Origin of the sequence: Pediococcus parvulus (genome assembly GCF_964063155.1) — a bacterium.
In the GTDB taxonomy this organism is placed as follows: Bacteria; Bacillota; Bacilli; order Lactobacillales; family Lactobacillaceae; genus Pediococcus; species Pediococcus parvulus.
In genome coordinates this window covers 1725830-1746949 of the sequence record NZ_OZ061292.1, presented here as the reverse complement: position 1 = coordinate 1746949, position 21120 = coordinate 1725830, and the positions used below count along the sequence as shown (strand labels likewise).

The window sequence follows — 21120 nt, the reverse complement described above, 5'->3', positions numbered from 1 at the left end:
GAATAGAACATGAAAAACAAAATTCGCGAGTTTCTACTGCAAAAACGAAAATGGTATCAAGATGCTGGCATTAGTGTGGCCAGCCTTTTCGTGGTCCTTGTTTTATATAAGTTAATTGGTTACATCTTCACGAAGATCAATTTTTTGAATTGGAAAACAATTATCGGTGTTGTGATTTTGTATGTCATCATTTTATTTGGGTGGCGTTATTGGGAGCTCAATTGGTCACGCAAACGATAAATAGATTAAAAAAACCGTTAATTTCTAGTTGGAAACTAAAAATTGACGGTTTTTGTGTTGATTAATTTTAAAATGAATGATGGAATTCCACGTTAAGCCCTCGAAACGAGTTTATATAACTGTCTTGCTACAACAGGTAAAATTGCTAGCGTAAAGAAGATTAAAGTGAAATACCTTTTTACAAAGGGCGTTGTGCCTAGATAATATCCAGCTAAACAACAGGCACCGACCCAAATGAGAGCGCCTAGAAAATTTAGTTTGTTGAACCTTTGGAAACTCATATCAGAGTTGCCGGCAATAATTGGGACAAACAAACCAAGGAACGGGACAAATCGAGATAATAATAAAGAACTTTTTTCATTGTGATTAAAATAAGCCTGTGTTTTTTCCATTTGATCCGAAGTTTGAATTTCTTTAGTTAGTTTGGAGTGTTGACCAAGTTTTTTACCTTGACGAAATTTGACAACTGAACCAATAGTGGCAGCCGTTAGAAATACAACAAATAAAACAATTAAATTCAGTTTAGAATGTGGGCTGGCGGCAATTGTACTTGTTAAAAATAGAACTGATTGACCAGGTAGAAATGAAAAAATGACGTAAGCTGTTTCTAAAAAAATCCAGATAAATAAGATTAGGTAAATCCATCCGTTCATTTTGTCTGCGATTGGCACAATGTAATTTAGTGGATGGATAAAGAAATTAATGATTAAATTTAGCATAGCGGAACTCCATTCCCGTAAAAACTACCCTAATCATATAATGAAATCGTGAAATTGACTAGTATTGGGATTGGTAATTGAAAGTTAAACGTGTTATCATGAATTTATGCGATGAGTCGAGTATAATCAGGCAACTTAGGTTGTTTCACTTTCGAGTGACTAGTGATTTTCTTGGAACGGGATGTGTCTCTTCCACCGGATTGTGTGGAACATCTGATTAAACATGTGTGAACCGTGCGAGGTCTATTTGAGAAATCAAGTACCGTTCAAAAAAGGTTGAAGCAATTTTGCTTCAACCTTTTTTATTACGCAATTTTATTGAACAATATAAAGTTGATCATGAACCAAATCAAAATGAGAAAAATGTTTGTTGAGCTCTTCAGTAGCCTCAGGGTCCACATAAGTGGCATGGTTCCAGAAAGTTTTGCTTCCAGAACTTCCCAGCTTTTCGCCAATACAAATTAATTTAACATCTGGGTTAGTTTTTCGCATCTCTTGTAAGAGTTGCCAATCAACAGGGATGCCGTCTGGTGACCAAGACATCATGACATATTTCACTTTGTCATGGTAGCGATGCCAAGCATCCAGTGCATCTAAAGGCTCGATTTCAGTCAAAGTATGTTTGCCAGTTTCGTTTTCGGTGATCCATCCCATACTGTCGGTTGCAATAATGTTTTGACCATGATTACGTAAGCCGGCTGAAATGTAGCCATTGCCTGCCATCACTTCCAAAGTTGGGGCACCATTTAAGAATTTGGCCAGATCTTTGATAAAAGGCGCTGAAATGTACGCCCACATTCCGTAATGCGCCTCTAAATAATCCCGATAAGATCGTAGCAACTTATCTAACTTCGGTAATGCTTGCGAGTACCTATTCCATAGTTCATCGCCCTTAGGATTTCCCATTGGATAATCTTTAAGAATAGACTGAAACAGTTCATCTTGAAAAGTATCTGGAATTTGAAGAAGAGGCAATGATTGTGGCAACAATCCCTGAGAAATAAGATGATCACTTTCCAAAATGTTATGGGTAAGGAAAGTGATCTGAGGGGAATCTTTGAATAACAAATCGTATCTTTTTATTTGCTCTAAATAAGTGTCTGAAGCGGGTTTTGAACGTTTAGCACGAACCTGCTTACGAAGCTTTTTCATTTTTTTAGAATTCAAAATAGCCATCCATTCAAACTGTCAAGTTTACTTTTTATTGTCATCCAAGCCTAAATCTAATTCTTCTTGCTGATCATTATCTGCATGAATGGTTCGGCGATTCTTGCCATGGAGGTAGCCATCCATTAACTGAAATAGTTCATAGCGATCTTCACTCGTCAAAACCTTATGACTGAAGGAAAGTTGTTTACCAGACAAGAATAGTTTACTCAGATCATATTCATCGTGATCGGCCTTACCACTAAGATAATCCATCGTAACATCAAAATATTCGGCTAATTTTCGAACCTCTACAAAAGAAGGGGTTCGAACGCCACGTTCCCAATTACCAATCTGAGAGGATGTATTTGCTTTTTCTGCTGGTCCTGGATATTGTTTATTTAAATCCGCCGCTAATTCTTCCAAAGTGATGTTTTGGCCATGGCGGAGTGCACGAAGTCTTTCAGGAAACATGTGATTACTCCCTTTCTGTTATCTCAATTTTATCATAACAACAGCCTGTTAGGCGCATTCTATCACTATTTTTTGCATTTTAGTGGGACAATTCGAACAATTTGTCACAATCGCGATCCAAATTATATGAAACCGGATAGATAGTGAATTTCATGGGCTTGATTGTGATTTATTTGGCCTTTGAGAATAAATTAAATTCGTTTGCGCTTATTTTACTGGCCAAAAAAGCAGTATACTTTTTAAATCGAAGGATAAGGGATGAAAATTTTGAAAAAGTTTTGGAAATGGTTACTCGTTATTTTTGCAGTCTTAGTTGTAGCAGATATTGGTGCGGCTTCGTATTTTTATCATGTGGCTGTGGTACCTGGACACAAAGATTTTTTAAGTAGCTCGGCAATCTTAAAGAAAAGTGACCCACTGTATAAAGAAAAGCTCTGGTATCAAAATGTCCATAAGCAAACGTGGCATGAAACTTCGGCAACGGATAATCTCAAATTAGATGCTTATTATATTCCAGCGGCGCATAAGAGTAATAAAACGGTTGTAATTGCGCATGGCTTTATGGATGATAAGTCCAAAATGGGAGCTTCTGCGGCGATGTTTCATAAGATGGGTTATAACGTGTTAGTGCCGGATGACCGTGGCCAAGGTGATAGCCAAGGAAATTATATCGGGTTTGGTTGGCCAGACCGGCTAGACTATATTAAATGGATGAATCTATTGTTGAAACGAGAAGGTAAGAATCAGCAGCTCGTGATGTATGGCGTCAGCATGGGTGGTGCCACAACAATGATGGTCAGTGGCGAAAAAAATGTACCAAAACAACTCAAGGCCTATGTTGAAGATTGTGGCTACACTTCTGTAAATGATGAAATAACGTATGAAGCTAAAACTATGTATCATTTACCATATTGGCCATTAGTTCCATCTGTGAGTGCGATTACGCAGTTACGGGCTGGATATAACTTTAAAGAGGCCAGTGCTTTGAAACAGGTTGCGAAGAATCATAAACCGATGCTGTTCATTCACGGGAACAAGGATACGTTTGTCCCAACCAGAATGGTTTACCCATTGTATAAAGCAGATAAGGGACCTAAACAGCTGCTCATTGTGAAGGGTGCTACCCATGCAAAATCAATGGCGACAGCCCCCAAACTTTATCAACAAACAGTGAAAAAGTTTTTGAACAAGTATGTGAAGTAGTGTGTTTCTTATTAAATATATTTTAGAAGTAATTAAAAAGAACAAGAGACTGGCAAAAGTAATTTTGCCAGTCTCTTGTTCTTTTACAGTCAAACTTTTTAGCTAAACGGAGGAATCTAACCGCTTTTTCCCATTGTTTTGCTTTAATCAAAAGGTTAAAACTATAAAAACACGTCTCGTTACCTGATACAAAAGCAGTTATGGTAACGAAATTAGATTAAAATACCGTCTCCCAGCAAATTTGGGCTGGAACGTAGTGCGAGTTCTTGCGGCCGAGCTTGCCACAAGCATCGACATCGACAGGAGCAAGAAAGATTTTCGGAACGAAAATCATCATTACTAGGCGGAATAGTGGGCACGACTTGGAGCCACAAGCCACTTCCCCAAGCTCGGCTTTTATCTAAGCGAAACCCGCTAAGATAAACGACACTACTGAGCCCATTTGCTTCCAGATTAAGTGAGACGCAGGACGGCAGTTAAACTATTTTTTTAGAGACTGAATCGTTTAACATCAGTTATTGAAGTAGTTTTGATACTTTCAGCTTTCAGTTTTAATCATAAATTTCATCATTTTGCATATAAATCAGTTCGTCATTTGAAATTTGTTCGTACAGAGCTGATGCAAGCTCACGGGTAAGTTTATTTTCAGTAAGTTGGTTTTGAACATAATTATATTCAAACTGAAATGCCTTAATAAACAGTTCTTCTTGGATTTCATTACTGTTTGAATTATTTTGATAGCGACGATGACGTTCGCGGTAATACCGTTGGACGATCGAGATATCCGTGCGACTTTCTTTATTTACCTTAGGACTTTTTAAATATTTAAACACTTCTTGAGTTGCACGATTTTCTATTTCGACGATTGTGTCATGTTTACTCTTAAACTTCTTCATTAATTTAGGGTTATGTTTCATTTGTTGTTGGGCTATTTTGATTTTTCTGCTATGCGTTAATCGTTTAAAAAAATAGATGAACCGGTAAGCAATTTGACGCCAAATGCTTTTCAAAACACTATTATCAGAATGGGCATCTCGGGTTAACATGGTGCGTTGATAGAGGCGGCGTTCTTTTTCTGTGATGTCTTCATTTGCCACCATTTCGTCTAGAACATCATTTTCAACATCGCGAGTCTGGGCAAATAATTGTCTTAAAATCCGTCTGCTTTCAATTTTTTCTGGCTTATTTTGACTATGCAAAGTCGAAATAACAGCTTGAGTTTCCAAGGGGTCTTCGTTTAATTCGGTTATTTTTTGAATCGCATAATTAATCATTTTTCTGCGTGCAGAATTGGCGTCTTCCCATAAAAAGGGTTCTTTTTGACGAGGAAGCAAAGCTGGTAAAATTAAAGAAGGAACTAACATACTTAAAATGATTACAATGCTGGCAACAAATAAAAGATCATTTCTGTATGGAAAGACCGTACCATGCAGCGTCAAAGGCAATGAAAAGGCAAGTGCTAACGTAATTGTTCCATGAATACCACTTAACGCAATGATCCAGCAATTTGTGTTTTTATATTCCGGGCGGACACGAATAGTGGCAAATCCCATGCGCAACCATAAATATCGCAAAATGGTCATTAAAGCATAAAGCAAGATGCTTAATCCCATCAAAAATAGCAGAAAGCTATTGTTCCGATAAGAGATGTCGGCAATAACGGTTGGTAAAGACACGCCCAACAGCACAAACACAAACCCGTTCAAGTTGTCTGAGAGGACTTCCCAGGTGGTGTTGCTGACAACCTGTATCTTGGTTGAAGTAAGCCGTAGACGCCCTTCTTGGACGCCGTGAACAAGTCCTGCAGCCACTACAGCTAAGATTCCGGAGACATGTGCTAATTCCGCAATAAAATAGACGAAAAATGGCATCAAAATTCCTAAGGTGACGATGACGGAAGAATTATCCATTCGGTGACTGATTAAAAAAGTTCTCAGGGAGACCAATAAACTTCCCAAAATCATGCCTAACAGTAAACCACCTAAAAAAACATATGAAAAATCAAAAAAACCAAAAGTAAACGAAAATTTTCCCGTTGTAAAAGCCTGCAAAGCTAAATCAAAAATTACGATTCCAGAAGCATCATTGAAAAGTGACTCATTTTTTAAAGTTTGCATGGCCTCTTCTGGCATTTCAATGTTGGCGGTAACTGAAGAAACAGCGACGGCATCGGTTGGTGTGATGATGGCTGCTAACGCAAAAGATAGGGGCAGTGCCAATTCAGTTAATGTTAAGTGAGTGACAACGCCGACGATACTGATGGTCACTAAAGCAAGACCAACGGCAAGTGACAGTGTGGTGGAAAAAGAACGTCGCAGAGCACGCATGTTAGTGTTCAGGCCATCATAAAACATTAGTGGTGCTAAAACGACGAGCATAAAGAGATCCGGATTCATTGTGTAATGACGATAATAAGGCACAACAAATGCCACAAGCAGGCCGATTGCTATTTCAATAAAGGCAAGGGGAACTTGTGTGAGTTTGCTGGCAATAATATTTGAAATTAGTACCGCAATCACAAGAACTAAAACTAAAACGACGATTTCCATGTGGTTCACTCCCAAAAGTTATCTGAATCTAGTTTACCATATGGGTTGGTAAATATTTGACTGGTAAGTCTTGAAACAGGTTGTTAAGGACTGAAAAGAGTTGCAATCAAATTATGATTGCAACTCTGGTTATCCCTAATTTTATTAATTTTGAGAAAAAAGTTCGGAAAAGTATGTCATGAACCGTTTGAGATAGGTGTCTTGATTGACCGTTAAAGCGACAGATACATTAGGGTGTTGATCGGTTAATCGAGCTGGATCACCAATGGTTCGACCCCACATTTCTTTAGTTGTATCCACAAACATATTGATATCAAGTGTTGAAACTAAACTTGGATCCAAAGCGACTCCAACTGCCAGAGGATCATGAAGGGCACAGCCATGGAGATGAGGACTGGTAATTTTATAAACATCAATGTAATAATCCACAATATCTGCGAACTTTTCTCCGGCAACAGTGTTTAATTTGCGCCATTGCGCGGTTTCATTTTTAGTTAAAAGGGTTCGTAAAGTGACATCGAGGCCAACCATCGTGATGTTCAAGTTGCTTTCAAAAACTTGGTCAGCAGCAGTTGGATCTTGATTTATATTGGCTTCTGCTACTGGTGACACATTTCCTGGAACGGTTAGTGCGCCACCCATTAAGGTCACATTACCAATTTCGTTTTGGATTTCTGGGGCTTGTTTCAATGCCTTTGCTAAATTAGTCAAAGGACCAGTGGGAACTACGATCAGATCTTTGCCATAGGTATGGGCAGATTCAATTAAAAAATCCACGCCAGATTTAGTTTCTGGTTGCCGTTTGGCGGTGGGGAGTGAAACTTCACCGATTCCATTTTTACCATGGATTTGTACACTGATCGGCATCACCTCAAATTGAGTGGTTGTGGAAGAGTGTGATTCCCCAAGGAAGACGGGGACATCCTGTTGACCAAGTAGTTCAAGAATTTTCAAACTGTTTTGGGCTGACAATGGAGTTAACACATTTCCATATGAAGAAACAATTCCAATCAAATCAACATCTGGAGCAGCTACTGCGTATGCAATGGCCATTGCGTCATCAATACCAGTATCTAAATCTAAGATCATTTTGCGTGTCGCCATGAGGAGCCTCCCAAATTTTATTGTTGGTACACCATAATCATACGAAATAACGAATCTAAATACAATTTAAATTTGTCTTTTTGAGTGACAAATTTAAAAATCAACACTGACTGAAAATCGTGTTAAAATTGAACAGTTATCTTACGTAAAGAAAGAAGGATAAAACGTGTCTGACATTTATGACATTACAATTATTGGTGGCGGCCCTGCAGGAATGTTTGCGGGCTTTTACAGTGGCTTGAGAACAGCCAAGGTGCAAATTATTGAAAGCCTATCCCAACTTGGAGGGCAAGTAAGTGCGCTTTATCCAGAAAAATATATTCATGATGTGGCGGGTTTTACAGGGGTCAAAGCAAATGAATTAATTGAGAAATTGCATAAACAATTAAGCCAATTACCTGTTGATGTGCGGTTAAAAGAAACGGTTACTGACCTTATCCAACAAGAAGATGGCTATAAAGTAGTGACTAACCGCGGAACTTATGAGTCAAAAGCCATCATTATTGCTACCGGAGTTGGGGCGTTTAGTCCGCGTCGCTTGGCAGTTGAGGGTGCTCAAGAATTAGAAGATCAGCATATTTTTTACACAATCTCGGATCCGCGTCGTTTTCAAGATAAAACAGTTTTGATAGCTGGCGGAGGTGATTCAGCGATTGATACTGCCTTAATGTTGCAAGAAACGGCTAAACATGTGTATTTAATGCACCGGCGAAATCAGTTTCGGGGGATGGAACACAGCGTTGAATTACTTGAAAAATCTGAGGTTGAACTATTAACTCCATTTTTAATAAAGGAAATTGAACAAACAAATGAGCACCTTTTACTGACAATGAAAGAAGTGAAGGGGGAGCGTCTTTTACAAAAAGAAGTTGATGATGTGATCGTTAACTATGGTTTTATTTCAAACAATAAAACAATTAAGCAATGGCAAATTCAGCCTGAACAACACCACCGAATGTTTACGGTGGATCGTCAAATGAAAACGAATCTTCCGTTAATTTATGCAATTGGTGATGGCGTTGATTATGAAGGTAAACTTGATTTAATTGCGACCGCGTTTGCTGAGGGACCAATGGCAGTTAGTGCTATCATGAAGGAATTGTATCCCGACCGTCGTGGCCCATTGCATAGTACGTCGATGGAACTTTAAAGAGTAAAAAACGAGCCCCAACCAAAACATATGTTTTGGTTGGGGATCGTTTTTAGTTTAGTTGATTCAGTTAGCTTAACTATCGTTTGTCGCGTCTTTGTTAGTCATCAGAATTAGAATCTGGGTTGGTAATTTGGATTCGATTATTCTTAGACTTAGAGTGGGTTGCTTCTGGCGCATCAGTTTTATACAAATCCTCTAAAGAACGATCACGGTTTTTAGAGTACATTGAGGTCGACTTCAGACCAAGTTTCTTTTGAATCTTAAGTTCTTTTTGAAGCCCATTTGCATAGTTGTAAAGCTGTGAATTAACAGCTTTAAAGCCCTTAGGTGTGTAGAATCGTAACAAATTTTTCTCGTTTAACGAGTCAGACATACTAAGTTGCTTGTTAACTTTTTTCTGATCCTTTGCAATTTGCTTTTTCAAAGTCTTATTCGGCGTCACAATCTGGCCGGTACTGTTATCGTAAATAGTCCCGCTGATCGAGGTGTAGTTTGGTGTAATGAAATCCTGATTTCTAAAAGCAACCACTTGATCGTGTTGTGATGAGAAAAGGTCCGTTCCAAATAACATGTATTTCTTGGAGTTGATCCCAAGAAGATGCAAAAGAGTTGGAAGAACATCAATTTCGCCCGCGTACTCTTTGTTAATGCCACCATTTTTGACACCAGGGACATGAATCATGAGAGGTACACGCTGCAACTGAGTATTATCCCAATCCGTCCAATTATCGACGGGGTCGCTGCCGTATGACTTGAAGTGACTGGAATCTTGACTAAAGGTCTTGGCTAAATTCTTATTTGCTGAGTTAGAAATCCCGTAATGATCGCCATATAAAATAATTACAGAGTTATCATAAAGGCCTGACTTCTTTAAGAAAGTGAAGAACTCTTTGACAGATTGATCAAGATAATTTGCCGTTCTGAAATAGTTATTTACAGAAGTATTGCCTGTGTCTGGAACTTTAAAACTGGAATCTTCTTTATCTAAGTCAAACGGAAAATGGTTGGAAACTGTAATATATTTAGCGTAAAACGGCTGTTGCAAGTACTGCAAGTATTTAATGGAATCCTTAAAGAGTAACTTATCCTTTAAGCCATAACCGGTCGATTTATCACCTGACGTATCAAAATAACTAGCGGAGAAGAAGTACTGATAACCCATATTCTTATAAACGTTGTTACGATTCCAGAAACTGGCTACATTACCATGGAAAACAGCTGAAGAATAGCCTTGTTCTTGTTTTAAAATGGCTGGAGCCGCTTGGAAAGTTTGATCGGTACCAAGCTGGGCAAACAAGGAGCCTTGAGACAGCCCAAACGTGCCGGTTTCGAGCATGTTTTCGGCATCACTGGTTTTTCCTTGACCAACTTGATTAAAGAAATTCGAAAATGAGTAGGTGCTCTTGCTGTGATAAATTTTATTCAAAAACGGTGTGACAGTTTGACCTTCAACCTTGTCATCAATCAAAAATTGTTGAAAACTTTCTAAATGAATGACAATGACATTTTTACCTTTGGCGATGCCATAATATTTTTTATTGGATTTTGCATAATGACTACGGACATATTTTTTAACGGTTTTAAGTTCGCTCTTAGTTGCACTGGAACGCATTTTGCTCGTTTGTTCCGTTTTGGCACCATCGTAAACTGTGAACGCATCAAGTCCGAGGTACTTTACGATGTAGGTGCGATCAAAAGTTCGCGTGATTAATTGCGGACGATCAATTTCAGCGAACATTAAGTTAAAACCAAAGAGAAGAACCGAAAGTGAAGTTACTTGGAATCCGAGTCGTTTTGGTAAAGGATTTCTGTCAAATTTGATTTTGCGCATGAGCATCAAAACTAAAATAATAACGAGGTCCAACCAAAATAGCAAATCATGGGGCTGCGTTAGCGCTAATGAGCTCCCACTTAATCCCTGATCTACTTTGGAATACCCTAGCATTGTATTGATTGTCATGAAATCGGAAAATTCACGATAGTAAATGACATTGAGATAAAGTAAAAGAGAATTTCCAAAATCAATTAATATAATCAGTGGATAAAAAAACTTGGCTCGCTTCGCGTACAGCGCAAGGCCGAATAGTAAGAAGGTAGTTGCCAAGGGATTTATTAGCATGATAAACCATTGAAAAACGCCGGAAACCCCTAAAGAAAAATCGGCGAAATAGGCGAGAAGTGTTTTCAACCAGAAAAGGAATACTAGAAGAAAGAAAAAGCCCATTCGGGTGTTGATTTTTGAAATAAATTGCTTCATTTTTTGATTGCTAACCTTCCTGTGAATATCTTTTTTTCCTTACGATTTGATTCACAAATATAGAGTCATTTTAACATAATTTTATTAAGCAAATGCTTAAATTTAGGTTGAGTTTGTTTTTAGACCGTCAAAGAGTTTATAATTCAAAAATAAAAGGAATTTTTGATAGGTGATAGATTATGGAAATAAAAACAGCGTTTGGTAACGGTAATGCAGTCTATGATGATAGTATGAAAAGCAGGACGGCTGTGTTTATTCATGAGCAGAAAATTGATGCTAGCATTGAACAGGATGAAAATGAAAACCGATGTTTGTATTATGTCGGCTACATCGAAAACAAACCAGTAACCACAGCAAGGGTCATTGCAACGAAGGAGGGAACCTTGGTGCAACGGGTTTGTACGCTCAAAGAATATCGACAGCAGGGCCTGTCTTCACAAATTTTTAGTGCGATTGAAAAAGACGCTAAAAGCAACAAGGTGGCTCAGGTATGGCTCTTTGCTCAAGACCACGCTCAAAAATTCTATTTAGAAAATGGATTTAAGGTTGTGGGCGATCAAGTGATGGAAGCAGGAATTGCCCATCATAAAATGATCAAGAAAATCAAGTAAAGTTTTAGGATTGAGATGAATGTATTGTGAGTAAAGTTCAACCCAGATATCAGGTGAGTTGGTTTACGATCTTATTTGTAATTGTGATTGGTGGGTTGCTGTGTTTTGCCACACAACATAATGCAGCTTTGTATAAAGCTCCAGTTGGTCAGATCATTAAGGTGACTAACGAAAAAAGGATTAAGCAGGTGGATAATTTTCATAATCACGATTATTCACAAAATCAGATTTTAAAAGTCCGAGTTTTAAATGGACAGTATCGAAACAAAACACTAAATGTTCAGAACACGTTTTCTGCTTCTAACGCAATGGATCAAGCATATCGTAAGAACCAGCAAATTTTTTTGGCTGTGCAAAAAAAGTCGGATCATAAACTACAAGCGACGATTACGGACTTGAAACGCGACACGTCAATTGTGTTTTTAAGCTTGTTGGCAATTAGCCTATTATTGCTAACGATGAAAATTAGCGGATTTATGGCACTTTTAAGCGTATTACTAAACGGTGTCCTATTTTTCTTGGCAATTAAACTCGATGTATTATTGCAAGGCACCAACGTTTTAGAAATTTTTGGAGTTTTAGCCTTTGGATTTGCCGGTTTAACGCTATTTTTAGTGCTTGGTAAAACCAAGCAGATGGTGGTTACTTTTGGAGCGACGATTTTAGGAACATTGGGATCGGTGTTAGTAACTTTAATTGTTCTCAATCTAACGCATGATCAAGGACTCCATTTTGAAACAATGGAGTATGTGACTCAAAGTCCTAAACCAGTGTTTATTGCAGAAACAATTTTGGGTTCATTGGGTGCAGTTATGGATGAATCCACAGATATAATTTCTAGTCTGTTTGCGGTCCACCGAGAAACGCCTGATTTGACGCGCCGTCAGTTGTTTCTATCTGGCCGGGAGATTGGTAAATCCATAATGGGACCTTTGATTAATGTACTTTTCTTAATCTTTATGGCAGATACTTTTGCGATGATGGTGCTTTATTTACGCAATGGCGATAGCTGGGGTTATGCCTTCACCATGAATATGTCATTAGGAATGGTTCAAAGCTTGGTTAGTGGTATTGGTATTGTTTTAGCCATCCCTGCTGCCAGTTGGTTTGCAAGTAGTTTATTAAAAAGAGGTGACCGCGCATGAGCACAATTTCAGTGTTGGTGCTGATTCTCTTTGTGGCAATGGTTTTGGTTGGTGGGTTACAAGGACTAAAGTCATTTCTGAGTTTGGTAATTAACTTTGCCTTAATTTTTATGACGGTCGTTTTAATTGGACTCAATTTTCCGATTCTGGGAATAACTTTATTAAATGCCGTGATCATCCTGGCTGTGACAATTTATTTAGGGGATGATGATCCGCTAACAACTGAAACAGCTTTTTATGGGTCAGTTTTGGTTATGGTGTTGGTGGTTTTGCTCATCATTCCAATGGAGCACTGGGCTGTGGTTCAAGGATTTGGCAATGAGAATACTGAAGACCTTGAAGGAATGTCATTACTGGTTGGAATCAAATTTTTGGATGTGTCGATTGCAACCACCATTTTAAGTAGTTTGGGAGCCATTGCCGAAGCGGCCATTGCAATTTCAGCCGGGTTAGGTGAAATTCTGAGCCAAAACCCTGAAATTCCGGTAACTCGTTTATTTAAAGATGGTATGTCTGTGGGTAGACAGATTATTGGTACCACGTTTAACACGTTGTTTTTTGGTTTCTTTGGTGGCTTTTTAGGATTGTTCATCTGGTTTGAACGGCTAAATTATACGTGGGGCGAATTTGTGAATAATAAGATTTTTGTGTCAGAGTTACTAATGATTTTAATTTCGTTTGTTGGTGTGATTTTGACAATTCCTGTCACTACTTGGGTGATGGAACTTAAGGTACAAAGAAAAAGAGCTAAGAAAATTGGGTAATTAAAAAGGCATCGCTTTAAGTGGCGATGCCTTTTTGTGATGGAAACTTTAATTTTTATCATAGGATAGGTGAAGTGCAGCTGTGATGCCAATTGGAAAGAGTAATCCCCAAACCAGTTGAGAAATAAATACGATTAAGGCAATTTGAATAAAAGAAAGTAATTGTGTAAACCCTAATGCTAGTAGTGGAATTAAAGTCATAATACCGATTAAAATTAGTAACGGGTCGAAGAAATTAATTGCGCTTAAGTAATTATCAGTAGTTGCACGAGTTGTTCTCAAAATTATGGGGATAAGAATTCCCAGACTTAAGCAACTTACAATCAAGCCAGAAATTATGGGAACATCAGCTAACAGTGGGGTTTTCAAAAGTAGGTTTGAGAACCAATTTGTTAATTGAAGACCACCCCAAAATGTAATTAAGAGACTGATGCTTGCATAAATGGCGAATAACGATTGTGAAATGATCAAAAGATACAAAATAACCAAACCAATTAGCCATGGAACCAGATGAGTGAGATCGTGATTCAAAGCCTGCTGTTTTTTTGCCACATCAACCGTTTCTCCTGAATAGTGCAGAAAACTTTTCGATAAAGAAGTTCCTGATAAGGTTGCATTAGTCAGTTGTTGTACTTGTTTCAAAGTGCTGGTCGCTTTTATTGAAGCCGTTGTTTTGTTGAGTACAACTGAAATGGTGGTTTCCTTATTGTTAGATTCATTGAATTGACTAAGTGCATTTTTCATTGGATCAGTTCTTAAATCTACAGAAGTCATATAGAGCACGTTAAGAATTCCAGATTTACTCAAATTATCTAAGTAACTTTGTTCCCCAATTAAGTTCTGCTGAGCAATTTGGACGTTTTTACTGTCCTTTGTTAGGGCAACACCGGTAGTTTTAAGTACGGATTGGACTTTATCAAAATCATCAGTAACGCTTTGTTGATCATCTTCAACTTGAGAAATGTTGTCGGCGATGACGTTATTATTCGAACTAACCACGCCAATATTATGACGTAGTGTTTTTAAGTCACTAATCAGGTTTTTATTGTGGGTACTCAAAGAAGACAACGCCCGTTGAATGCCTGTTGAATTTCTAGAAGTCTTTCCCGAACGAATTGCGCGGTCAATTTCAGCTTGTTGCGACTGCATAGTTGTAATGTCAGTGGTTAATTCGTCGGCCTGATTGGCAACTTGTGAGCTTTGTGACTGAATTTTACTCAAATTAGTCGCATTTTTTGATAACTGCTTGAGTGCAGAAGTTAGATTTAAGTTTTTTAATTGTTTTTGTGATTTTTTTAGAGATTTTTGAGTGTTGGTCAAATTAAGATTAGCCGCCGAAAGTTGACTGGTAACGGAAGCTAGCTGCTTGTTGACATACAAATTGGTCAGTGAAATACCACTTGGCTGGGCTACTGAATAAACGTTGGCCACATTCTTATTTGCCTTTAGTTTTTGTGTTAGCTGATTGAGAGTTGCCATATTTTTTGTAGTTGTGATTGGTTGTTTGTTGGTGAGCGTAATTGTGATTGGCGAGACTTTACCAACTGGATAGTGACTAGTAATCACCGACGCGCCAACTTTTGCCTGACTTGAGAATGGTGTGTCAACCACGCTGGACCAGTTTAACGGTGTCATTTTAATCAAACTGACTAGCAAAACGAGAATGAAAATACTTATCAAACTAATTAGGGAACGCTTTTTACCTAAAATAGCACTTGAATGCCAGAAACTGAAACTAGGATTAAGACTTTTTCCATTTCCAGGCCAGAAAAACAGATCATCTAGAAATTCGGTGAAAGCCGGCATCAAGGTGTAAAAGGCTATCCAAACTAAAGTGATGGAGACGGATAGTATCCAAAGAGAACGGAGAGTAGTATTTCTTGCTAAAAGCAATAAACTACTTAGCGCAATTATTGGCACAATGCTAAGTAAGGTGGGTAGCCAAGAATCCCAATAACTCTTTCTAACTGCATTCTGGTTTTCATAGTGGTCACAATAGAAACGATAAAAAACAGTTGCAGCGATTGGAAATAAACCGAAACTTACCACCAGTATGATTGTATTCGTGTACGCTGTGTAAGGCATACTTAAGAAGCGAGTTGCCAGTGTCGCGATTGAAAAGCTTGATAGATAAATAATCCCAGAAAGTAATAGGGTAATTAAAGGCACCAAAACCGAACGGAAAATTAGACCAAGAATGAGCACAATGAGAATGCAACTAATAACAATCACAAGCTTATTGGCCGCCTGCGTAGCCTGTACACGGGCAATTTGAAGCACATCATTACCAGTTATGTACGCATGAACTCCCGTTGTTTGGATTAGGCTATAAATCTGGGGAATTAAGATATGAAACTGTTTTTGAGATTCTTTAAAATGAAGAATACTGAGTTCCGTTGACTTATCAGTTGAGTTTAGCCGATGGGCGGCATTAGAATCATTTCCAGCTTCGATTGATTTAAGTCCTAGAAACTTTTGGTTAGCTTTTAGTTTCTTCTGATTTTCTTGAATAGCTTTCCGCTGCTTTGTACTTAGAGTACCATTTGAATTTGTGTACACTATGGTGGCACTAGGGGCGTCCTTTGTAGGCAATTGTTGACTAAAGCTGGAATTCCAGCTTAACGAGTTGGGCAGCAAAATAATCATACCGACCAAGAGAATAAACCAGGTGATTAAACTTGCTATTTGAAGGGTATTTTTCTTTTGCATCATATTTTCATTCCTTATGTAATTACGTATTTATTAATTTAAGTTTAACATATGAAAATTGCCAGAATCAGCGCTAAATCAAACTCTATGAATTAAATACGCTTTTAATCAAAAATTATTTTTTAAAAAAGTTATTGAAGTTCAAAACTAAAAGAACAATTAAAATCAAAATAATTGTAATAAAAATGGTAATCTCCCAGCCTAAAACAGAATGACTGAAAGGAATTAACACATTTTGACCAAAGAAGCCAAAAACAATTGAAGGGACAGCTAGGACTATTGAGAAGACTGTCAAAAATTTCATTGTATTGTTTAGGTCACTGTCCAAAATGTTTGAATTGGCGCTTGCAACCCGTTCAATAATATCTGTTGCTAACTGGGCCATTTCTTCTCCCTGTTGGGATTCAACTATGACATCTTCAAGTTGTTCGTGTTGATCCTTGGTCATTTGAATCTCTTGCATCCGATTCATACTAGTTAAAAGGGCATTATTTGTTTTCAATGAAGTTAAATAATAAACCAAACTAGTTTCAAGATGAAGCATATCTGAAATTGAACGGCGAGAAATTCGATGAAGCATGGTTTTTTGAATCTGTTGTCGCTGCCGATTAATGTTGGTCACAGCGTCGAAATATTGGACAGATAGTTTGTATAATGTCCGAAAAATAATTGTTAAAGGCGTGACTTCATTTTTAGCATGGGCCAAAGCAGAAGACAGTTGTTGATCAAAGAGCTTCTCTACAAATTCGGTTGAAGTTCGCGTGAAGGTCAAAATATAATCATTAACCAACATAATCCCAATTGGTTCGGTACTACCACTATCGGTGATATCCTTTGATAGGACATCAAAAATGATAAGAAAAATGTTGGCATCACGATCAGTTTCAATCCGAGCGCGTTCATTAGGGTCAATGGCATAACCTAACATTTCTTCAGTTACTTGATAATGATGAATAATTTTTGCAATTTCAGCTTGCGTCGGTTGGTTAATGGCGACCCAGGTATGCTGTGAATTAATCTTTTTTTCGGAAATCATTGTTGTAGCCTCACTGGAAATTTCTAAAGTTCATTTAAGCTAATTTTAGTCCATCGTGGCCCGTGCGTCTATGTAGGAAAGAAAAGAAAGTTTAAATTGAAGAATATTTACGTTGGTTTGAGTTGGTTGTGGTATTATTTTATGCATGGAAAGGAGCACTAACGATGCAATTACTTTCAAAACTATATGGCCCTTTTTTTAATCTGCATAATTGGGAAACGGTGTTAACATCTAGCAGTGACTGGATGATTATTTTGTCACTGATCATGATTGAATGTTTATTGTCGGTTGACAATGCCGTTGTTTTGGCAACTCAAACACAAGCTTTAACGAACTTAAAAGAACGAGAGAAATCTCTATTTTATGGACTTTGGGGAGCCTATATATTTCGTTTCTTAGTCATTGGAATTGGTACGTATCTCATTCACATCTGGGAAATAAAAATAATTGGGGCACTCTATCTCCTTTATATGGTGTATCGCTATTTTGCGCCCAAACAAAAAAAGAAAGAGTCTTCTTCAAAGGTTACATTAAAAAAAGAAGGTCACTTATCGTTATTTTGGTCGGTAGTTCTTCAAATTGAAATGATGGATATTATATTTTCAGTAGATTCTGTTTTGGCATCACTAGCAATTTCGTCTAATCCTGTTATCGTCTTGCTTGGTGGCATGATTGGAATTTTGTGTATGCGGGGAATCGCAGAAGTCATTATGAATGTCATGCGTAAAATACCAGAGCTGGAAACCATGGCTTACTTTTTAATTGCGATTATTGGAATTAAGCTATTTGTCTCCATTCCATTAATTGGTTGGGAAATTCCGTCTGGGATTTTTGCCGGCATTGTTGTGGCCGCTGTTTTGATAACGTTGGTCGTACATTATGTCCGGGTGAAAGTGCAAAAATGATGATTATGCGGCAAAGCGCCTTGTTCCGCTCACTTTTTTTAGGACAGCTTCACCAGGCAGCCTCATAATCATAAGCAAGATTCCTGCGGGATTACGATCCCGCCTCCATCTCACTTATGATTATGTGGCAAAGCGCCTTGTTCCGCTCACTTTTTTAGGACAGCTCCTTGTGGCAGACCCATCGAGATAATCATGCCTAAACGCGCGATCACGATCGCTCGACCGGCACGCTTATCTCGATAGGACTAAACGCCACAATCCGCTCACTTTTTTAGGACAGCTCCTTGTGGCAGACCCATAGAGATAATCATGCCTAAACGCGCGATCACGATCGCTTGACCGGCACGCTTATCTCGATAGGACTAAACGCCACAATCCGCTCACTTTTTTAGGACAGCTCCTTGTGGCAGACTTACCAATATAATCATGCCTAACCGCAGGATCACGATCCCGCTAGCGGCACAATTATATTGGTAAGCCAAACGCTGCAATCCGCTCACTTTTTTTCATTATGCTATAATTCATTCATAAGCTTCACAAACGGAGGAAATGACATGGCTGTTACCATTACAAGTTACAATATTGATGAAGAAACGGCTGATGGGCTTGTTCTTGTTGACTTTTGGGCCCCTTGGTGCGGGCCTTGCAAAATGCTTGAACCTGTCCTTGATCAGCTCGAACCTAACTACAAAGGTAAAATTAAATTCGGTAAACTCAACGTTGACCATCAACAAGAAATTGCCGAAAAGTATAAAATCATGAGTATTCCAGCACTAGTTTTGTTTCGTGATGGGAAGGCCGTTGAAAAAGTCACCGGCTTTTACCCTCAAGACAAGTTAACAAAATATTTGGATTCCAAAGTGGAGACTAGGTGACAAAATGAAAATTGCGGTTGTTGTCGATAGTTCCGCTAATATTCCTGAAAAATTAGTTCGTCAGTTTCATTTAATCGTGATCAATCAACCCATTCTTTTTGGTAATCATCTTTATCGAGAAGGAGTTGATTTATCATCTTCTGAATTCTATAAAAGACTCAGAAATGATAAAACAGTTGCCACCGCCTCACAAGTTGCCATGAGTGAAATGCAAGGCGTCTTTACCGACCTTGCCCATCAAGGGTATGAGGCCGCAATCTGTGTGGGTGTTTCTGGTGGGCTTAGCGGGTTTATTACCAATTTGAAGGCTTTCGCACCTTCCGTCAAGGACTTAGACGTTTATGCCATTGATTCAATGATGGCATGCGCTGCAGAAGGTAACCTTGCCTTACTTGCCGCGGCCCTTGTTGATCAAAACTATTCAGTTCATGATATTTTAAAACAAGTTAAGAAGTTACAAGAAGCAACCCATTTTCTGCTTGTTGTTTATAATATGCGTGCGTTATCCAAAACAGGCCGTATTATGAGCCGTTCTCCATTGATTGGGGCGATTTTGGGCACACGTACAATCCTAACGTTTAATAAAGCCGGGAGATTGGCCCTTGTGACGAATGCCCATCATATGGATAATGCGTTTAAAAAAGTGAAATTAATGATGGATGAAAAACTATTGAACAGTTCAGTTAAGCAAAGAATTAGTGTACTGGATGCCAACAATAGTGAATTGAATCAGGAATGGCAATCGGAAATAAGAAACCAATATCAAACGGCCACAATTGAAACTGGTGAGATTGGCCCATTTATGGGTGTCCATACGGGTGAAAAGTCAATGGGCATCGTTTGGGCGCCAGATTGGCAAGATTTTCTTGGTAGAGACGTGCACTAGCAAAGCATAATTGTTTGTGAACAACGGCTTCAACTGAACCAAACGTTTGACTTGTGCTAAGATAGAATTGATGAATTAAAAAATTGGGAGATAGTGAAATGATCACATTAAAATCAGAACGAGAAATTAAAGGAATGCAAAAGTCTGGTGCCGTTTTGGCTGGCATGCATATTGGGTTACGAAAGATTATTAAACCCGGAATTTCAAGTTGGGATATTGAAAAATTTGCGTTACGTTATTTAGCTGAAAACAATGCTAAACCTGAAGAAAAAGGGTTTGAAGGCTATGAATATGCTACTTGTGTCAGTGTTAACAATGAAGTTTGCCATGGCTTTCCACGAAAAGATCTTTTAATTAAAGATGGTGACTTGGTTAAAGTTGATACCGTGGTTAGTGTGGATGGGTATATGTCTGATTCTTGTTGGGCTTATGCGGTTGGCAATGTGAGTGATGAAGTTAAGAATTTAATGGATGTCACTAAAAAAGCGTTGTATCTTGGAATTGATCAAGCCATTCCTGGCAATCGAATTGGTGACATTGGTCATGCAATGCAGCATTACATTGAAGACGAAAATGGTTACGGTGATGTTCGTGAATTCGTTGGTCATGGTATTCAGCCAACAATGCATGAAGATCCAATGGTTCCTGGCTACGGTGATGCAGGCCGTGGCTTACGTTTAAAGGCTGGCATGACGATCACAATCGAACCTATGGTTAATACAGGTGATTGGCGTTGTGATACTTCTGCTCCTGATGGTTGGACTGTCACAACTATGGACGGCAGTTTAAGTTGTCAGTACGAACACACTTTAGTTGTTACAAATGATGGTCCTAAGATCTTAACTTCACAGGATCCTGAATTTGATGCTAAGTATTTGTTGGAGCCCGATTTTGATGCAAAAAAATTATTAATCTAAGTATTTTGGAACAAATCAAAAGTTGGTTTACTTTTAAGTAGCCAACTTTTTTGTATTCCGGATAAAACGAAGTATTAATGTAAAGTTTGAGTAGAAAAGCGAAAGTAAATCTTTTCAGATAAAGAGAAGGCCGATAACCTTCTAATTAGGTATAAGAGTCAAAAATTTAGGAGGTAACGGCATAGAAATTATGGAAGTTTTAAAGGAGAGTCACGATTTATGTGATGTGGAAAAGAATTTAATGATTCAATACCAGGCATTGATTGCAGATGTTTTAGGCACAGCATGGATAAATTTTGCAGATGCCCGTCTCCGGGCAGTAGTCTTAACAGACGGTTCGCAAGCGACCTCACACGGCCCCACGTCAACATCGGAACGGTAAATAATGATCAAAAAAATTAGGCTTTAACTAGTTAGAGCCCTATCT

The 21120-nt window shown here is 38.3% G+C and carries 19 protein-coding genes; 11 read left to right on the top strand and 8 right to left on the bottom strand.

Annotated elements, in window-relative coordinates; all coding sequences use genetic code 11:
• The first annotated feature begins 9 nt into the window (after window positions 1–9).
• Complete coding sequence (locus AB3217_RS08820) at window positions 10–240, top strand: hypothetical protein (RefSeq protein WP_367366001.1); 231 nt, start codon at window positions 10–12, stop codon at window positions 238–240.
• A 92-nt stretch (window positions 241–332) separates the two neighbouring features.
• On the opposite strand, the gene AB3217_RS08815 is transcribed toward AB3217_RS08820, so the two are convergent.
• The 3 genes from AB3217_RS08815 to AB3217_RS08805 all read right to left on the bottom strand — a co-directional run bounded on the left by AB3217_RS08815 (window position 333) and on the right by AB3217_RS08805 (window position 2579).
• The gene (locus tag AB3217_RS08815; RefSeq protein WP_367366000.1) at window positions 333–959 is read right to left on the bottom strand and encodes a DedA family protein; all 627 of its coding nucleotides are present in this window, start codon (window positions 957–959) and stop codon (window positions 333–335) included.
• 315 nt (window positions 960–1274) lie between these two features.
• Window positions 1275–2126, bottom strand: coding sequence for an SAM-dependent methyltransferase (locus AB3217_RS08810; protein ID WP_367365999.1), 852 nt, complete (start codon window positions 2124–2126; stop codon window positions 1275–1277).
• Window positions 2127–2153: 27 nt separating this feature from the next.
• Window positions 2154–2579 carry a helix-turn-helix domain-containing protein gene (locus AB3217_RS08805; protein ID WP_068807600.1) on the bottom strand — a complete coding sequence of 142 codons (426 nt, stop codon included), beginning with the start codon at window positions 2577–2579 and terminating at the stop codon, window positions 2154–2156.
• A gap of 267 nt (window positions 2580–2846) precedes the next feature.
• Here AB3217_RS08805 and AB3217_RS08800 point away from each other — a divergent pair, with 267 nt between their 5' ends.
• Window positions 2847–3782, top strand: a complete 936-nt coding sequence (locus tag AB3217_RS08800; protein WP_068807698.1) for an alpha/beta hydrolase — start codon at window positions 2847–2849, stop codon at window positions 3780–3782.
• 551 nt (window positions 3783–4333) lie between these two features.
• On the opposite strand, the gene AB3217_RS08795 is transcribed toward AB3217_RS08800, so the two are convergent.
• On the bottom strand, window positions 4334–6331 hold the full coding sequence (locus AB3217_RS08795) for a sodium:proton antiporter (protein WP_317762973.1): 1998 nt from the start codon (window positions 6329–6331) through the stop codon (window positions 4334–4336).
• Between the two features lie 144 nt (window positions 6332–6475).
• On the bottom strand, window positions 6476–7435 hold the full coding sequence (locus AB3217_RS08790) for a nucleoside hydrolase (protein WP_367365998.1): 960 nt from the start codon (window positions 7433–7435) through the stop codon (window positions 6476–6478).
• Window positions 7436–7601: 166 nt separating this feature from the next.
• Between AB3217_RS08790 and AB3217_RS08785 the strand changes: the two genes are divergently transcribed.
• Window positions 7602–8585, top strand: a complete 984-nt coding sequence (locus AB3217_RS08785; protein WP_367365997.1) for an NAD(P)/FAD-dependent oxidoreductase — start codon at window positions 7602–7604, stop codon at window positions 8583–8585.
• A 100-nt stretch (window positions 8586–8685) separates the two neighbouring features.
• On the opposite strand, the gene AB3217_RS08780 is transcribed toward AB3217_RS08785, so the two are convergent.
• On the bottom strand, window positions 8686–10845 hold the full coding sequence (locus AB3217_RS08780) for an LTA synthase family protein (RefSeq protein WP_367365996.1): 2160 nt from the start codon (window positions 10843–10845) through the stop codon (window positions 8686–8688).
• Window positions 10846–11024: 179 nt separating this feature from the next.
• Here AB3217_RS08780 and AB3217_RS08775 point away from each other — a divergent pair, with 179 nt between their 5' ends.
• From AB3217_RS08775 to AB3217_RS08765, 3 genes are read left to right on the top strand one after another with little or no spacing between them, the layout of a single operon-like run.
• Window positions 11025–11456: a GNAT family N-acetyltransferase gene (locus AB3217_RS08775; RefSeq protein WP_367365995.1), complete on the top strand. Its 432-nt coding sequence runs from the start codon at window positions 11025–11027 to the stop codon at window positions 11454–11456.
• A gap of 26 nt (window positions 11457–11482) precedes the next feature.
• A complete protein-coding gene (locus AB3217_RS08770; protein ID WP_367365994.1) occupies window positions 11483–12601 on the top strand; it encodes a YibE/F family protein in 1119 nt (372 codons plus the stop codon).
• Window positions 12598–13365, top strand: coding sequence for a YibE/F family protein (locus tag AB3217_RS08765; RefSeq protein WP_068807618.1), 768 nt, complete (start codon window positions 12598–12600; stop codon window positions 13363–13365). Before AB3217_RS08770 ends, AB3217_RS08765 begins: the two co-directional genes overlap by 4 nt.
• Window positions 13366–13413: 48 nt before the next feature.
• Here AB3217_RS08765 and AB3217_RS08760 read toward each other — a convergent pair whose 3' ends face one another.
• Window positions 13414–16074, bottom strand: a complete 2661-nt coding sequence (locus tag AB3217_RS08760; RefSeq protein ID WP_367365993.1) for an MMPL family transporter — start codon at window positions 16072–16074, stop codon at window positions 13414–13416.
• A 115-nt stretch (window positions 16075–16189) separates the two neighbouring features.
• The gene (locus AB3217_RS08755; RefSeq protein ID WP_057783188.1) at window positions 16190–17110 is read right to left on the bottom strand and encodes a magnesium transporter CorA family protein; all 921 of its coding nucleotides are present in this window, start codon (window positions 17108–17110) and stop codon (window positions 16190–16192) included.
• 164 nt (window positions 17111–17274) lie between these two features.
• Here AB3217_RS08755 and AB3217_RS08750 point away from each other — a divergent pair, with 164 nt between their 5' ends.
• From AB3217_RS08750 to AB3217_RS08730, 5 genes are all read left to right on the top strand, one after another.
• On the top strand, window positions 17275–18015 hold the full coding sequence (locus AB3217_RS08750; RefSeq protein ID WP_057783191.1) for a TerC family protein: 741 nt from the start codon (window positions 17275–17277) through the stop codon (window positions 18013–18015).
• 554 nt (window positions 18016–18569) lie between these two features.
• Window positions 18570–18890 (top strand): thioredoxin, encoded by a 321-nt coding sequence (gene trxA / locus AB3217_RS08745; RefSeq protein ID WP_057783194.1) that lies wholly within the window; start codon window positions 18570–18572, stop codon window positions 18888–18890.
• A gap of 4 nt (window positions 18891–18894) precedes the next feature.
• Window positions 18895–19776, top strand: coding sequence for a DegV family protein (locus AB3217_RS08740; protein ID WP_367365992.1), 882 nt, complete (start codon window positions 18895–18897; stop codon window positions 19774–19776).
• A 98-nt stretch (window positions 19777–19874) separates the two neighbouring features.
• Window positions 19875–20693 (top strand): type I methionyl aminopeptidase, encoded by an 819-nt coding sequence (map, locus tag AB3217_RS08735; protein ID WP_068807631.1) that lies wholly within the window; start codon window positions 19875–19877, stop codon window positions 20691–20693.
• A 241-nt stretch (window positions 20694–20934) separates the two neighbouring features.
• Window positions 20935–21075, top strand: coding sequence for a hypothetical protein (locus AB3217_RS08730; protein WP_157077597.1), 141 nt, complete (start codon window positions 20935–20937; stop codon window positions 21073–21075).
• The last annotated feature ends 45 nt before the right edge of the window (window positions 21076–21120 follow it).